The following is a 14,067-nucleotide window of genomic DNA, read 5'->3' as shown; positions in this document are numbered from 1 at the left end:
CCGCCGGGCCTCATCAAGCACCCTTTGGTCGCCTACATATATAGGGTGTATTACCTATATATGCAACTTGCTGAATAGTTCCTGCATATCTTCGGGAAAATCGATAGAAAACATCAATTTTTCCGCCGTTATGGGGTGAACAAATCCAAGAATAGCAGCATGCAGCGCCTGGCGACAAAATCGAATATCTTTTCCACTGGAAAGCAATCGTTTTCGACGAACGCCATATAATGGATCGCCAACAAGGCTATGGCCGATATGCGCCATGTGAACACGGACTTGGTGGGTCCGACCTGTCTCCAGTTGGCATTCCACCAAAGTCGATCCCTGAAGGGGTTCTTTGGTGATAAAATGAGTGACGGCCGTCTTGCCTTTGTCATCGCCCACAACCGCCATTTTCTTGCGATTGGCATTGCTCCGGCCAATATTTCCTTCAATTGTTCCGGAAGGCGGGTTGGGTCTGCCATGAACAATGGCCAGATACCGCCTTTCAATATCATGCTTTTCAAACAGGGAGCTTAGCCCTTGGTGCGCCTTGTCGGATTTGGCCGCAACCATCAAGCCAGAGGTGTCCTTGTCGATCCGATGCACTATTCCGGGGCGGGTTACTCCGCCAATTCCGGACAATTCGCCCTTGCAGTGGTGCAACAGCGCGTTGACCAGCGTTCCATCCGCATGTCCGGCGGCAGGATGCACAACCAATCCTGCAGGTTTGTTGACGACGATCAAGTGCTCGTCCTCAAATATCACGTCGAGGCTGATATCCTGAGGTTGGGCCGGCCCCTCAATTGGCGCCGGAACGGTCAGTGCGAATGCCATGCCCGCGCATTTTTTGGACGACGGGTTGGTTACTGCCACACCATCGATCAGAAGATTGCCGCTTGAGATTAGCGATTTTATCCGCTCGCGGGAAAGATCGGTCAGCAACGAAGCCAGTGCGGCGTCCAGACGCTGCTTCCCGACTGTTTCAGGTATGATACCGATTTTGATGGATTGGCCGCTGCTCATCGCCTAGACTTGGGGCATGAAGCTTATCATATCAAGCCGGATAATCGAGGAATTGCAGGAGATTGCGCGAGAAGAGGCGCCATCGGAAATATGTGGCCTGCTGTTCGGCAGGAACGGTCATGTTTCGCAAGCTCAGCGGACCAGAAATGTTGCCGAAAATCCGGAACGTCACTTTGAAATTGATCCGGCAGCTCTCATTGCAGCAGAACGATCCATGCGCGATAGCGGGGCGGATATAATCGGTTATTTTCACTCCCATCCGGGCGGAAACATTGAACCTTCAGTTACTGATGCGGAAATGGCGTTCCCGGATGATCGTATTTGGGTCATTCTAAACGGGGAACAAGTAGCAGCGTGGCAGGCCACAGCTTCCGGCGAGATTTTCAACCGCTTTAACCCGGTCAAACTGGATTGCCCACTTGATTGATCGGGCACAACAGGCCAGATAGCGACTGAACCCGATTTCAAGCGTATAAGGTGTAACTGAATGACACAATCCGGCCTGGATATTGCCGCTCTACTTTGCTCCAAACTGTGCCATGATTTGCTCAGTCCGGTGGGTGCGATCAACAATGGCCTTGAGTTGCTAGAAGACGAAACCGATCCGGAAATGCAGGATCGTTGTATGGAATTGCTGGCCGACAGCGCGGCGGCTTCGGCAAACAAACTGAAATATTTTCGGCTGGCTTTTGGCGCTGCCGGCGGGTTTGGTGAAGATGTCGATCCGGCAGAAGCCAAACAACTGGTGGAGAGTCTGGTCGGCAATCAGGAAAAGATCGCATTGGGCTGGGCCGTTCAGTCCGCAACATTGCCAAAAAAAGCCATCAAGATATTGCTCAATCTGGCGTTGATTGCGCGCGAAGCACTGGTTCGAGGCGGGCGCCTGGATATCGGCGCAGAAGCTGGCGATCAGGGAATTGAAGTTGTCGTTCGCGCCGAAGGTACCAAGATCGCACTGGATGAAGGTATTCGGGCGGCTCTGGAAGGCACATTGCCAGAAGCGGATCTGAGTGCAAGAACCGCAGCAGCCTGGATGTCTCGTGAACTGACATTGCATAATAATGGCGATCTCAGGATATCGCCGGCTTCAGAAACCGAGCTGCTGCTGGGTGCAATTGTCACCGGCTAAGCCGTTAAAAAAAGGGGGATGCGCTAGTGGAAACGATCTGGACGCCATCGCCGAATTTCGACCAACGCAAACTGCCGGTCACGATACTCGTTATGCACTATACCGGAATGAAGGATGCGGCATCGGCGATTAACTGGCTGGCCAATCCGGACGCCAAGGTTTCTGCGCATTATGTCGTTACGGAAGATGGCCAGATCGTTCAAATGGTCAACGAAGAAAACCGGGCTTGGCACGCCGGCAGAGGATATTGGCGCGGGATAGAAGACGTCAACAGCGCAAGCATCGGGATCGAGATAGTGAACCCGGGTCATGAATGGGGTTACGTCCCATTCCCGGAAGAACAGATGGATTCGGTAACCCGATTGGCATCGGAGATCGTCGGGCGACACAATATCGTCAAGTCCAACATTATCGGACATAGTGACCTGGCACCCGCCCGCAAACAGGATCCCGGTGAACTGTTTGACTGGGGCCGACTGGCCAGACATGGCCTTGCTCTGGAACGTCCGACCAAAAACCTGTTCGATCCAATCTGGACCGATGGCGGTTTCATGCTCGCTCTGGAACGGTTCGGATATGACATAACTGCCAAAAAAGATGCCGTCGTCGCGTTTCAAAGGCGGTTTCGTCAGGAGAATATCGACGGTATCATTGATGGAGAGACACGAGCCATATTGCTCTCTTTAATGTTGGACAGAGAGCGCGGAATCACTAAATAGGGCACACCAGAGGGTCGGCCAGTCGCGGGGATATGCAAATATTCGCGAGGAAAGTCCGGGCTCCACGATTAAAAGGTGCCGGATAACGTCCGGCCAGGGTAACTTGAGGGACAGTGCAACAGAAAGCAGGTCGCGCCGGTTTCGATCACGTGACAATGAAAGGGTGCGGTAAGAGCGCACCGCGGATCTGGCAACAGATCTGGCACGGTAAACCCCACCTGGAGCAAAACCAAATAGGGGCGGCATATGGCTTTTTCGGCTTGCTGCCCGGGTTGGTTGCTGGAGTGATGCAGTAATGTATCGCCGAGATGAATGACTGGCTATTCCGCATTAGCGGATGGACAGAACCCGGCTTACAGGCCCTCTGGTATTATATTTGCGCTGGAACCGGTGTAAATCCTTTGATAGAGACGCGAATATGCCAAAAGCAAAACGATCAGACAATTGGGGTTTTCCTCGCTGGGGCAGCTATGAAAGCTCCCGCGAAACGGAAAAGATGCAAGTGTGCGATCGCCATGGTTGCGACGAAGCCGGTATTTGCCCGGCGCCAAAGTCTCCCAATAGCCCCGAACGCTGGCAGTTCTGCGAGAAGCATGCGGCAGAGTATAATCGGGGATGGGACTATTTTGAAGGTCTCGACAAGGAAGAACGGAAAAAGCGTGAAGCGGATGAGCAGCGTGATGCCAACGCTTATCAGGAAGCCAAGCATTATAGCTGGATGGGTTCGGGTGACGGAAGCCGCTCACGCGACGAGATGACCGCGTTGGAGATTTTTGATCTGACGCCAGACGTCGACTTTGAAGCCGTCAAGAAAGCCTGGCGCGCCATGGCGAAGGAATTTCATCCGGACGTAAATCCAGGCGATGAAGAAGCAGCCAAAAAATTCCAGGCGGCACAGGCCGCTTTTGATGTGCTGAAAATTGCAGAAGAACGACGGGTCTGGAAACCCGTTTAGGCGTTCTGATAGCGTTTCGCCGTTTCCTCAATCAGTGCAATCATGTTGGGAATGCCTTGGGTTCGATTGGAACTCAGCTGGTTTTTGAGATCAAAGGGTTCCAATATCTCGGCAATGCTGGTTTGCAGCACTGCTTCCACCGATTGATCCTGAACAGTTTCGAGCACCAGCGCAATGATACCCTTTGTGATTGCGGCATTACTGTCCGCCAGAAAATGCAGTCTTCCATCTTCAACCTGGGTGGGATAAACCCATACCGACGCGGAACAACCGCGGACCAGTGTTGCATCAGTTTTCAGGGCATCCGGCATATCCTCGAGAGATTTGCCGAGATCAATCAGAAGCCGGTATCTGTCATCAGCTTCAAGAAATTCATATTCTTCAATCAGGTCGTCTATTTTGCTCATCCACGCCCGCTAGCAGGGCAGGGACAGCGCGTCATCAATTAATCTAAAGTTCCACGCCAGCAGCAATGGCTTCCAGTTTACGGATACGTTCCTTAAGATCCGCCACTTCAATTCGCGACGTTGTGCTCGGTGGAGACTCATCGCGGCGTTGCTCAAGCTCCCTGGTTTTCAGGGTGATCCAGTCCCGCCATCCGCGCAAGACAACAAGCGATACTGCGGTCACGCCAATAACGGCAAACGCGGCGGTCAGCAGATAAAAAGTCGGTTCAGGCATGATGCTTTTCCTTCTTCTTCGTAAGTTGGTTTCGGAGCCGTCTACCGGTCCCGGAGTTTCTCAATTTCATTGTCCAGATCGCGGGCACCGCGATCGTCGGTTGCGATCTTTTCCAGAACGGCAACCCGTTCCTTCAAATATGTAACTTCTTCGCGAAGGCGATCTGAATCAGGGTTATGGGGCGCCTGGGTCACCGCAATTGAATTGCCTTTGCGATCTTCCAGAATTCCGTTCTGTGCACGATATCTGCTGCGCAAAACTCGTCCAATTGTGATCGCGATAATGGCAACGATGACAACTTCTTCCCAACCCATTTCAATCTCCCTCTCTTCTTCGGAGCCAGTCTACCGGTCCCGTAACTGTTCAATTTCATTTTCCAGTTGCTTGGCACCATGGCCGTCGGTCGTGATCTGCTCCAATACCGCGACACGTTCTTTCAGATATTTCATTTCTTCCCGCATGCGTTCAGCGTCAGGACTTCCCGTGTCAGGAAATTCGCCGCGCATTTGGATCAGTTTGCGTTGATGGCGTGTCCAGATCGCAAAACCGGCTACGGCAAAGGCGCCAAACGGGATGAGGAGAGCTATAATACCTTCCATTAATTCAGTTCCTTCATGTCAGAGGTGTCGCGAAGATCGTCAATCTGGACCGAGACGTCAAAACCCTTGTCAGTAATGATCCGTTCCAGCACACGAACACGTTGTTCCAATTCCATGTTACTATTCGCATATTGAGCGGCTTTTTCTGCCGAAATCTTGGATTGGTACCTCATCATCTTTTGTTGATGATTGGACCAGATTGCGAAAAACCCTATCCCGATTCCTAGAAAAGGGAGAACCATAGCGATATAGGCAATATCCATTATTACTTCCTCAGTTCGTGCGGCTATCGCGCAGTTGATCAATTTCTTGGGTCAGGCGATGACTGTCATCGGTTACGATGCGTTCAACATTGGCCAGGCGATCTTTCATCGATCCCACCTCGGCCCGCAATTCAGCATTCTCGTTGGTGAGTAACTTGACCCGTTCCACGGCTTCCTGATCATGCTTGGGATAGACCGATTTTCCCCACTGGTTTTCCAAAGGATAACCGTTCTTGATCCGCATCCAGGTTGTCGCCACCCAACCAATGGTAATCGCGATACAACCCACCGCCAACATAGGGGCGATGTCTGCGAGAAATGCTATTTTATCCGGTTCCATTGTTTTCCCTCAGTCTCTCAAGGCTTCGATTTCTTCAGCGGTCCGTTTGGCCGGGTCCGTCGCGATCCGCTCCAGCACCGAAAGGCGTTCCTGCAAGCGATCAATCTTGCCGATCAGCTCTGCGTTTTCATTGGAAAGCAATTCGATTTTGCGCCCTGATTCCGGATCGGACTTCTCAACCGTGCCGCCCCATTCATTTTCTACGGGATACCCGTGACGGGCCTTGATCCAGTTGTTGATAGCTGTGCCAATTGCGCAGACTGCGATAATGGCGATGATAGATTCCGGGCTTCCCCAATCCATGTCTGTTCTCCCTCAGTCCGCGCTTAGCGGAGGTTCTCGATTTCGTTTGAAAGCTGTGTGTTGTTGCTGGTGTAGTACAGCTCCATGTCAGCAAGGCGGCGATCCATTTCGCGAAATCGAGATTTGACATCACGGACTGTTCTGCGAGGAGATTGGCGGACACCCTGCCAAAACTTTGTGTCATCCGGATCACTTAGATAAAGTTCATTTGGTTTCGGGTCTGCAAATTTCGCAGCAACCCAGTATGCGATCAATGCCCAAGGAAAGGCCCAGGTCAGAAAAGAGACCACAGCAGCGAGACGAACCCACATCACGTTGATTCCGGTATAATCTGCTATACCTGCACAAACGCCACTCCACTTTGACCGTTGTTTATCGAGGTAAAATCTGGTTCGCGTGCTGGTCATATCAGCGCCTTTCTTTGAGGATTTTGTCAATGTTTTCGAGAGTAGGACTTCCAACGCTCGGCGGTTTTGGCAACGCAGCCGACTGTTTCCAATCCGGATTGTCCGCGGCCATAATCCGTTCGATGGTTTCCATCCGTTCGTCTAACCGGCGGGCCATTGAGTGAAGATCGTCGAGCAATTGCTCATCTTCGTTTGTAATACTGGCAGCCGTTTTCCATTTAGTGACGTAGTGAAAAATGATCCATGGGAATGCAATGAACAGGGCAATTATTGCAAAAAACGGAATGAAATCGCTGGAATTCATTATTCATCACCTTTCGGGCTTGGCTTGTTCAAGGCCGCTTTCATGGCCTCCAGTTCGTCATCAACCTTGTCGCTGCTTTCCAGTGCGGCGATCTGATTTTCGAGGGTCTGTGGTTCGTTGCCCATGGCGAGTGAGTCTGCGCGACCTTCGGCAAAGTCGACCTGGCGTTCGAGATATTCAAATCGCGAGAACGCGTCCTGAACCTTGTCGCCATTATACATTTCGCGAAGTTTGACCCGGTTTTCCGCACTTTCAAGGCGATTGACCAGACTGCTCTGACGAGAGCGGGCTTCCTGCAGTTTCTTCTGCAGTTTCGAGATATCTTCCTCCGAAGCGCGGAGCGCATCATCGAGAACCTGAATTTCAACAGTCAGTTGCTCGGCCATATCGGAGGCCTTGCGTTTTTCCATCAGGGCTGCCTTTGCCAGATCTTCCCGATCCTTGGACAGTGCGAGTTGGGCTTTCTCGTTCCAGTCTTCGGTCAGCTGATTAAGTTTCGTGATGTGGCGCTGCATTTCTTTCTGATCTGCAATCGTCCGGGCAGCAGATGCGCGAACCTCGACCAGCGTTTCTTCCATCTCCAGGATGATCATGCGGATCATCTTTGACGGATCTTCTGCCTTGTCGAGCATATCGGTCACGTTGGCAGCGATGATATCGCGGGTTCTTGAAAAAATGCCCATGTAATTACTCCGGTAGGGTCGTGGTGTTTCTTGCCTGAATTCGCCTGATCCTTCTACGATATCTGGCTCAACTTGGAAAGGTGGCCGGGACTTCACTTCGGCAAGGGGGAATGAAGTGGTCCCGGCCATTTCGCCTGTCATGCTTTGTAGCTGACAGATGGGGAAGGCGTGTTACCGTCAATCACCGTGGTGCCTTGCGCTTCGGCGGGCCCAACGGCGCTGATCAAAATCGTCATACCGAAAAGCAGGACTGAAATGACTGCGGAAACATCGGTTTTACTCATTTTCGAGAATGCGGTCATATTGTCCTCCAATAGTCGTTTTCGGTTTAATCTGTGTCCCTTGCGGGTTCGAAAACAACATTGCAGGAGCCGTGCCAGTTTACTTAACCTATTGAATAATAGTGATATTATAAGAAAAGCAAGAATCTGAATATAGTATCAATTGCTATTTAATAGGATTATACACTATATGTTGGCCATGGAACGCGAGAGTCAGTTTATTGGCGAATCTGGAGCATTTCTGGATTCCGTTGAAAAGGCCAGTCGGGCAGCCCCGCTGGACCGACCCGTACTTGTAATTGGCGAACGTGGAACCGGCAAGGAACTTATCGCAGAACGCCTGCATCGCCTTAGCTCTCGTTGGGACGGCCCGCTGATTACACTTAACTGCGCCGCCATGCCTGAAACCCTGATCGAAGCAGAATTATTCGGTCATGAAGCGGGCGCGTTTACGGGAGCAACAAAAAGTCGGGTAGGGCGGTTTGAAGAAGCAGATGGCGGAACTCTGTTTCTGGACGAATTGGGTACGCTGTCCTCAGCTGCGCAGGAACGACTGCTGCGGGCCGTAGAATATGGTGAAATCACCCGCATCGGATCATCCCGCCCCACCCGGGTGGACGTCCGGATTGTTGCAGCAACCAACGCAGATTTGCCGCAGATGGCGGATGAGGGCAAATTCAGGGCAGATCTGCTCGATCGCCTGTCTTTCGAAGTCGTGACATTGCCACCTCTGAGATACAGGGACGGTGACGTTCCCGTGCTCGCCGATTATTTCGGACGCCGAATGGCTGCCGAACTGGAATGGAATTCCTGGCCCGGCTTTGGTCGACTGGCATCTGAAGCTCTGGAGAGACACAGCTGGCCCGGCAACGTTCGGGAACTCCGTAACGTTATAGAGCGCGCAGTATATCAGTGGAACGATTCTGAGCGGCCGGTCGATCACATTGTCTTTGATCCTTTTGAATCGCCTTGGAAACCGGTAGCTGCAAAACCCAAAGTTAGCCCGGAGCCCGCTGCTTTCGCTACGCCAGCAGCGAGCAATGAGAAACCGGCGGAGCCGGAAGTATCGCAACCATCCTATGCGGCTGTGGATGATATGAAAGAAGCTGTCGAAGCATTTGAGAAACGGATTCTGGAAAATGCGCTGGCCAAGTCCCGCTACAACCAGCGACAAACAGCCAAGGCACTGAACCTGACCTATGATCAGTTGCGGCACTCCCTCAAACGCCACGACCTTTTGGGGTCATAAAAAAAGGGGCCGCGAAGCCCCTTTTTCTTTCAATCTATCGAAGCACCGTATTAGCCGCCGTTAAAGCTGACCATTGTGTAGAACATCGGCAGGGACAGCAACGTGTTGGTCCTTGACGCCATCATTGCCATTTTTCCGGCAGCGGCTTTGGCATCCGCATCAGCGTCTACAATGCCAAGTACTTTCTTCTGATTGGGCCAGATGATGAACCAGACATTGGCCGCCATGATGATCGCAATCCACATACCGACACCAATCATCATATATGGTCCTTGCAATGTCATCGACTGATGCAAATACCCCGTAAGATAAGCAACCAGCAGCCCGGTGATTACCGTGAACAGCGCTGCCCAGCGAAAGTAGAACAAAGCTGATGGCGCGATATGCTTGGATACTGCGGGTTTTGCTTCATCCGGAATATTCGGCATTTGCGGGACCTGAACGAAGTTGAAATAGTAGAGCAAACCAATCCAGAGAACCCCGAAGAACAGATGAGCCCAGCGAGCAACTGAATTCGCGGTAACCTCACCGGGATGAAGCCCGACCATGACCAAAACTGTCAGAATCAAACTGACAATCATCACCAAATGTAAATTTCCAAAAAACTTAGCCATATTTCTTCCCCCTGAATGCAGCTTGTAACAATGATGTAACATTATGCGCACAGCACGAGAATGTCACGCGAAAATGCCGTATTCTCGGCACGGTCTGACAACGAAGGGTCTATCCCAGGCCCGCCACAAGCAAGAAATCCACCCCCAAATTCCGGAGTAACAGTAAATGTCTTTCGAACTTCCCTCGCTTCCCTATTCCAAAGCCGCATTTGGCAATCTGCTTTCAGAAGCAACGTTTGATTATCATCATGGCAAACATCACAATGCATATGTCACCAAGACAAATGCAGCCATTAAAGGTACGGCGCATGAAGGAAAAACGCTATCGAAACTCATCCGAACGGCAGAAGGCGGTTTGTTTAACAATGCCGCACAGATCTGGAATCACAGTTTCTACTGGCTTTGCCTGAGCCCCGAAAAGAAAGCGATCCCCGCCGATCTTGAGAATATGATCGTCAGTGAATTTGATTCAGTGGAAGAATTCAAGACACGGTTTGCCCAGGAAGCCAATGGTCATTTTGGAAGCGGTTGGGCCTGGCTGGTACTCAATGAGGGCAAACTGGAAATTACATCTTATCATGATGCAGATTCACCAGTAGCCCACGGCGTAAAGCCCTTGCTGACACTCGATGTCTGGGAACATGCCTATTATATTGATTATCAAAACGGCAGACCAGACTATGTCAAAGCCTTGCTCGACAATGCCATTGACTGGGACTTTGTGGCATCCAATCTGGACGGAGAAGGTGTCTCACGCGCCGATCAGGGATAAGTGCTCAAAAATCTTTGGGAAGCCGTGCCAAGATCAGGCGCGGCTTTCTATTTGCCGGAATCGCTCTGCTTGTCGCTTTGATCCGCCGCATCTTCTTCTTGCCCCAGGTCGAGACCATGGCGCATCAACATGGGTACATTGGCAATGGCAAATGCAAAGGTGAGGGGAAGCATGCCCCAAAGCTTGAAACCGACCCAGAAATCCCAGGATTGGTTTCTCCAGACAAGTTCATTCAGGATCGCCGCAGCCACGAAGAACATCGTCCAGCTGATTGTGAGTTTGCGATATCCCTCATCGGACAAACCGGGATAGGCCGTGCCGAGCAAGGCCTTGAGCAGTGACCGGCCTGTCCACATTCCGAATATGAGCACGGTCGCGAATATCATATAGACGATGGTCGGTTTGATCTGAATGAACGTCTCGTCCTGAAACCATAGGGTTGCGGCCCCAAAAAATGTAACCAACCCGCCCGAAACCCAAAGCATCGGGCTAATTTTTCCGAGCTTCACATAGGATATTATGATCGCAACGATCATGGCGACCATGAACGCGGACGTAGCCGCCATGATTTTCAGTAATTTGGGTTCTGGCGTGAACCAGTTGACCAGAAAGAAAACAAGCAAGGGCCCAAAATCCAGGGCGAAACTCAATCCCTTGTTTTCAGACTTCTCAAGATCATCAGAACTTTCGGGTACCGGCTGATTCATTTTTCAATTCCTGCAATAGCGGCCGCGAGATCATTCGCATCAAATGGTCGCAAATCTTCAATTGTTTCGCCCACACCAATGGCATGGATCGGCATTTTAAACTGTTCCGCCGCAGCCACGAGCACACCGCCGCGGGCCGTTCCGTCGAGTTTTGTCATTACAAGACCTGTTACCTTCGCAACTTCCTGGAACACTTCAATTTGAGACAGGGCATTCTGGCCGGTTGTGGCGTCGAGAACCAGGACCACGTCGTGCGGCGCCTCTGGATTAAGTCGACCGAGCACGCGTCGAATTTTGTCCAGTTCGTCCATCAATTCCGTTCGATTTTGCAGACGCCCGGCAGTATCAACGATCAGGACATCAATGCCGGTTGCCGTTGCCTGCTTCACACCTTCATAAACGATGCTGGCGCTGTCGCCGCCTTCCTTGCCACTGATAATCGGTACATCCAGACGTTCTGCCCAGACTTTCAGTTGCCCGATCGCAGCCGCCCTGAACGTATCGCCGGCAGCGAGCATGACACCATAGTCCTGCTCCAGAAACAGATGCGCGAGCTTGGCAATCGTCGTGGTTTTGCCTGATCCATTAACGCCGATCACCAGAATGACCTGCGGGCGAGGGAAGGCGTCAATTTCGAGAGGAATCGCTACCGGCTCGAGAATGCCGGCTATCTCGCTCTGGATAATTTCGCGTACGGCGTGTTCGCTCAAGCCTTTTTCAAATCGCTCCTGGGAGAGTTTCTCGCGGATCGCTGCCGCGGTTGCCGGGCCAAGATCGGATATAATCAAAGCCTCTTCGATTTCGTCCAGCGTCTCCTCATCAAGCTTCGCCTTGGTCACCAATCCAGTAAGATTTTCGCTCAGGCGCGACGATGTCTTGCTGAAACCGCCAAACAGACGATCTTTCCAGCCCGGTTTATCATTCATCAGAGAGGTTTCCCAATTATCGTACCGCCTTCATTTGCCGCGACCATCACCGGAATAATCTGACCTTCCGGAACAGTTCTATCAAACTCGATATGGGCGAAATTTTCTGCATATCCAGCCTTGCCCCCGCGCTCTGCCAGAATTTTTTGAGCAGAACCTATCAAATCGGCTTTGAATATTCGCTGTTTTTCGGAGATTTTCGCGCGCAAATGCTGTGCGCGCTGCTTGATGATGTTACCGTTCACTTGCGGCATAAGGGCGGCAGGCGTCCCCTTTTTAGGCGAATAGGGGAAGATATGACCGTGAACCACCTGGCATTGATCGATGATGTCCAGGCTGTTGGCAAATGCTGCATCCGTTTCCGTCGGGAAGCCGGCAATCAGATCTGCACCAATTGTGATTTCTGGCCGTGCTGATTTCAAATCCGCGACCAGTTCAATAGCCTGTTCCCGGCTATGCCTCCTTTTCATGCGCTTAAGGATCAGATTGTCTCCGGACTGCAAGGAAATATGAACATGTGGCATGACGCGCGCTTCTCCTGTGAGAAGGTCGAACAGCCTTTCGTCAATTTCCACACCATCCAGCGAAGACAGACGCAACCGCGGCAAGTCCGGAACATGTGTCAGTATACGTTCTACAAGCTGACCCAGAGTCGGTTTGCCAGGAAGGTCCGGACCATAGCTCGTAACATCCACGCCGGTCAGGACAACTTCCTGAAAGCCCTGGTCAACGAGCGCCTGTATCTGCGAAACGACCTGACCCGCAGGCACGGAACGGCTGTTTCCTCGACCATAGGGGATGATGCAAAACGTGCAACGATGATCACAACCATTTTGAATTTCCACAAAGGCCCGAGATCTTTCTGTGAATGCGCTGATCATGTGAGGCGCAGTTTCACGGACTTTCATGATATCAGAAACCCGAATATCCGGCTGGTTGGATTCCAGTCCGAATTTGAAGTTATCCGGCTCATATTTGTCAAAATTGCCAACGACGCCTGCTGTTTCTGGCATTTCTGCAAACATGTCAGGATCAACCTGAGCGGCGCATCCGGTTACGATGACTTTTTTGTCAGGATTGTCCCGTTTCGCTCGCCTGACAGCCTGGCGAGATTGGCGCACGGCTTCGTTAGTAACCGCGCAGCTGTTGATAATGACAAGATCATCGACTGGAACATGTCCTGCCTTCAGGCTCTGTCGTATCGTTTCGCTTTCAGCTATATTCAGCCGGCAGCCCATCGAGATAAGTTCGGGCCCGCTCATTCAAACGCATCCCAGTCTGTTTCCCCGGAATATACATAGGTTGCCGGCCCCTGCATCTTGATCGTTTCGCCTTCGGTCCATGTAATCGTCAGTTTTCCACCTGGCAAATGCACGGATACCGGGCTTTGGACCAAACCCCGCCGAATGGCAGCCACTGCCGATGCGCAGGCACCCGTCCCGCAGGCCCGGGTCAATCCGACACCGCGCTCCCAAACCCGCAAATGCAGATCATTGCCTTCAATATGCGAAGCGTTCACGTTCACGCGATCGGGAAACAACGGATCAATCTCAATCATTGCTCCGAGCCGATCCAGCTCCACACTATCTGTGTTCTCAACGAAGAAAATCACATGAGGGTTACCCACGTTGACCGCGGATGGCTCGTCGAGCTCTTCCCATCCCACAGGCATGGCGAGTGTGTCCATTGCGTAAGAAAGCGGAATTTCGTTCCAGTCAAAGCGAGGATGACCCATATCGACAACGGCGCCATCACTGGTCGCGGCGCCTGATAGCAAACCACCATCAGTCTCGATTGAGATATTCTCGCCGAGCAGCTTGGCAACACAGCGCGACGCGTTGCCGCATGCCTCTACTTCACCGCCATCCGCATTGAAAATCTGCATTCTGACATCGGCTGTCGTGGATGGTCGCAAAACAATCAGCTGATCACAGCCTATGCCCGACCGACGATTTGCGATAGCTGCCGCTTTTTCTGTGGAAACGGACCAGTCCTCGTGACGCGCATCAACAATGACAAAATCATTGCCCAAACCGTGCATTTTGTGAAACTGGCCATTGTTCATGGATGGCGATTTAGGGACGTCAACGCCGCAAGTCCAGCCATAGAATGGATCAGCCGTATCTC

General features: G+C 51.8%; 23 protein-coding genes and 1 other RNA gene. 7 read left to right on the top strand and 17 right to left on the bottom strand.

The window, feature by feature from the left end; all coding sequences use genetic code 11:
- Nucleotides 1–54 precede the first annotated feature (54 nt).
- Nucleotides 55–1,008 (bottom strand): RluA family pseudouridine synthase, encoded by a 954-nt coding sequence (locus ABJI30_RS13455; protein WP_348017206.1) that lies wholly within the window; start codon nt 1,006–1,008, stop codon nt 55–57.
- Between the two features lie 16 nt (nt 1,009–1,024).
- Here ABJI30_RS13455 and ABJI30_RS13450 point away from each other — a divergent pair, with 16 nt between their 5' ends.
- The 5 genes from ABJI30_RS13450 (at nt 1,025) to ABJI30_RS13430 (ending at nt 3,811) form a co-directional block, all read left to right on the top strand.
- Entirely contained in the window at nt 1,025–1,435 is a 411-nt protein-coding gene (locus tag ABJI30_RS13450; RefSeq protein ID WP_348017205.1) for a M67 family metallopeptidase, read from the top strand.
- A 60-nt stretch (nt 1,436–1,495) separates the two neighbouring features.
- Nucleotides 1,496–2,137, top strand: coding sequence for a histidine phosphotransferase family protein (locus ABJI30_RS13445; protein ID WP_348017204.1), 642 nt, complete (start codon nt 1,496–1,498; stop codon nt 2,135–2,137).
- 26 nt (nt 2,138–2,163) lie between these two features.
- Entirely contained in the window at nt 2,164–2,856 is a 693-nt protein-coding gene (locus ABJI30_RS13440) for an N-acetylmuramoyl-L-alanine amidase (RefSeq protein ID WP_348017203.1), read from the top strand.
- A 6-nt stretch (nt 2,857–2,862) separates the two neighbouring features.
- Nucleotides 2,863–3,228: RNase P RNA component class A (rnpB, locus tag ABJI30_RS13435), an RNA gene on the top strand.
- Nucleotides 3,229–3,274: 46 nt separating this feature from the next.
- Nucleotides 3,275–3,811: a DnaJ domain-containing protein gene (locus ABJI30_RS13430; protein ID WP_348017202.1), complete on the top strand. Its 537-nt coding sequence runs from the start codon at nt 3,275–3,277 to the stop codon at nt 3,809–3,811.
- On the opposite strand, the gene ABJI30_RS13425 is transcribed toward ABJI30_RS13430, so the two are convergent.
- The 11 genes from ABJI30_RS13425 to ABJI30_RS13375 form a co-directional block, all read right to left on the bottom strand.
- Nucleotides 3,808–4,218, bottom strand: a complete 411-nt coding sequence (locus tag ABJI30_RS13425; protein WP_348017201.1) for a SufE family protein — start codon at nt 4,216–4,218, stop codon at nt 3,808–3,810. The two genes, ABJI30_RS13430 and ABJI30_RS13425, sit on opposite strands and share 4 nt — an antisense overlap.
- A gap of 43 nt (nt 4,219–4,261) precedes the next feature.
- Nucleotides 4,262–4,492 carry a hypothetical protein gene (locus ABJI30_RS13420; RefSeq protein ID WP_348017200.1) on the bottom strand — a complete coding sequence of 77 codons (231 nt, stop codon included), beginning with the start codon at nt 4,490–4,492 and terminating at the stop codon, nt 4,262–4,264.
- Between the two features lie 41 nt (nt 4,493–4,533).
- On the bottom strand, nt 4,534–4,806 hold the full coding sequence (locus ABJI30_RS13415; RefSeq protein ID WP_348017199.1) for a hypothetical protein: 273 nt from the start codon (nt 4,804–4,806) through the stop codon (nt 4,534–4,536).
- Nucleotides 4,807–4,836: 30 nt separating this feature from the next.
- The gene (locus ABJI30_RS13410; protein WP_348017198.1) at nt 4,837–5,091 is read right to left on the bottom strand and encodes a hypothetical protein; all 255 of its coding nucleotides are present in this window, start codon (nt 5,089–5,091) and stop codon (nt 4,837–4,839) included.
- Nucleotides 5,091–5,354, bottom strand: a complete 264-nt coding sequence (locus tag ABJI30_RS13405) for a hypothetical protein (protein ID WP_348025448.1) — start codon at nt 5,352–5,354, stop codon at nt 5,091–5,093. Before ABJI30_RS13405 ends, ABJI30_RS13410 begins: the two co-directional genes overlap by 1 nt.
- A 10-nt stretch (nt 5,355–5,364) precedes the next feature.
- Nucleotides 5,365–5,694, bottom strand: coding sequence for a hypothetical protein (locus tag ABJI30_RS13400; RefSeq protein ID WP_348017197.1), 330 nt, complete (start codon nt 5,692–5,694; stop codon nt 5,365–5,367).
- A gap of 9 nt (nt 5,695–5,703) precedes the next feature.
- Complete coding sequence (locus tag ABJI30_RS13395) at nt 5,704–5,997, bottom strand: hypothetical protein (protein WP_348017196.1); 294 nt, start codon at nt 5,995–5,997, stop codon at nt 5,704–5,706.
- A 23-nt stretch (nt 5,998–6,020) separates the two neighbouring features.
- Nucleotides 6,021–6,404, bottom strand: coding sequence for an envelope stress response membrane protein PspC (gene pspC, locus ABJI30_RS13390; protein WP_348017195.1), 384 nt, complete (start codon nt 6,402–6,404; stop codon nt 6,021–6,023).
- Between the two features lies 1 nt (nt 6,405).
- On the bottom strand, nt 6,406–6,708 hold the full coding sequence (gene pspB / locus ABJI30_RS13385) for an envelope stress response membrane protein PspB (protein ID WP_348017194.1): 303 nt from the start codon (nt 6,706–6,708) through the stop codon (nt 6,406–6,408).
- A complete protein-coding gene (pspA, locus tag ABJI30_RS13380; RefSeq protein WP_348017193.1) occupies nt 6,708–7,391 on the bottom strand; it encodes a phage shock protein PspA in 684 nt (227 codons plus the stop codon). Before pspA ends, pspB begins: the two co-directional genes overlap by 1 nt.
- Nucleotides 7,392–7,528: 137 nt before the next feature.
- Nucleotides 7,529–7,693: a hypothetical protein gene (locus ABJI30_RS13375; protein ID WP_348017192.1), complete on the bottom strand. Its 165-nt coding sequence runs from the start codon at nt 7,691–7,693 to the stop codon at nt 7,529–7,531.
- A 178-nt stretch (nt 7,694–7,871) separates the two neighbouring features.
- Between ABJI30_RS13375 and pspF the strand changes: the two genes are divergently transcribed.
- Nucleotides 7,872–8,921, top strand: a complete 1,050-nt coding sequence (gene pspF, locus ABJI30_RS13370; RefSeq protein WP_348017191.1) for a phage shock protein operon transcriptional activator — start codon at nt 7,872–7,874, stop codon at nt 8,919–8,921.
- Nucleotides 8,922–8,971: 50 nt separating this feature from the next.
- Here the strand turns inward: pspF and ABJI30_RS13365 are convergent, their stop codons facing one another.
- Nucleotides 8,972–9,535, bottom strand: a complete 564-nt coding sequence (locus ABJI30_RS13365) for a urate hydroxylase PuuD (RefSeq protein WP_348017190.1) — start codon at nt 9,533–9,535, stop codon at nt 8,972–8,974.
- Nucleotides 9,536–9,701: 166 nt separating this feature from the next.
- Here ABJI30_RS13365 and ABJI30_RS13360 point away from each other — a divergent pair, with 166 nt between their 5' ends.
- Nucleotides 9,702–10,307, top strand: a complete 606-nt coding sequence (locus ABJI30_RS13360; RefSeq protein ID WP_348017189.1) for a superoxide dismutase — start codon at nt 9,702–9,704, stop codon at nt 10,305–10,307.
- Between the two features lie 47 nt (nt 10,308–10,354).
- Here the strand turns inward: ABJI30_RS13360 and ABJI30_RS13355 are convergent, their stop codons facing one another.
- The 4 genes from ABJI30_RS13355 to dapF are packed head-to-tail and all read right to left on the bottom strand — an operon-like array spanning nt 10,355 to nt 14,005.
- On the bottom strand, nt 10,355–11,014 hold the full coding sequence (locus tag ABJI30_RS13355; protein ID WP_348017188.1) for a septation protein A: 660 nt from the start codon (nt 11,012–11,014) through the stop codon (nt 10,355–10,357).
- Entirely contained in the window at nt 11,011–11,940 is a 930-nt protein-coding gene (ftsY, locus tag ABJI30_RS13350) for a signal recognition particle-docking protein FtsY (protein WP_348017187.1), read from the bottom strand. The genes ABJI30_RS13355 and ftsY overlap by 4 nt, the downstream gene beginning before the upstream one ends.
- On the bottom strand, nt 11,940–13,202 hold the full coding sequence (mtaB, locus tag ABJI30_RS13345) for a tRNA (N(6)-L-threonylcarbamoyladenosine(37)-C(2))-methylthiotransferase MtaB (RefSeq protein WP_348017186.1): 1,263 nt from the start codon (nt 13,200–13,202) through the stop codon (nt 11,940–11,942). Before mtaB ends, ftsY begins: the two co-directional genes overlap by 1 nt.
- On the bottom strand, nt 13,199–14,005 hold the full coding sequence (gene dapF / locus ABJI30_RS13340; RefSeq protein WP_348017185.1) for a diaminopimelate epimerase: 807 nt from the start codon (nt 14,003–14,005) through the stop codon (nt 13,199–13,201). Before dapF ends, mtaB begins: the two co-directional genes overlap by 4 nt.
- Nucleotides 14,006–14,067: the final 62 nt, after the last annotated feature.

Source organism: Parasphingorhabdus sp., from assembly GCF_039968395.1.
Lineage (GTDB): Bacteria > Pseudomonadota > Alphaproteobacteria > Sphingomonadales > Sphingomonadaceae > Parasphingorhabdus.
Note: the sequence above shows the minus strand (reverse complement) of the source record. Positions and strands in the feature narration are given on the sequence as shown.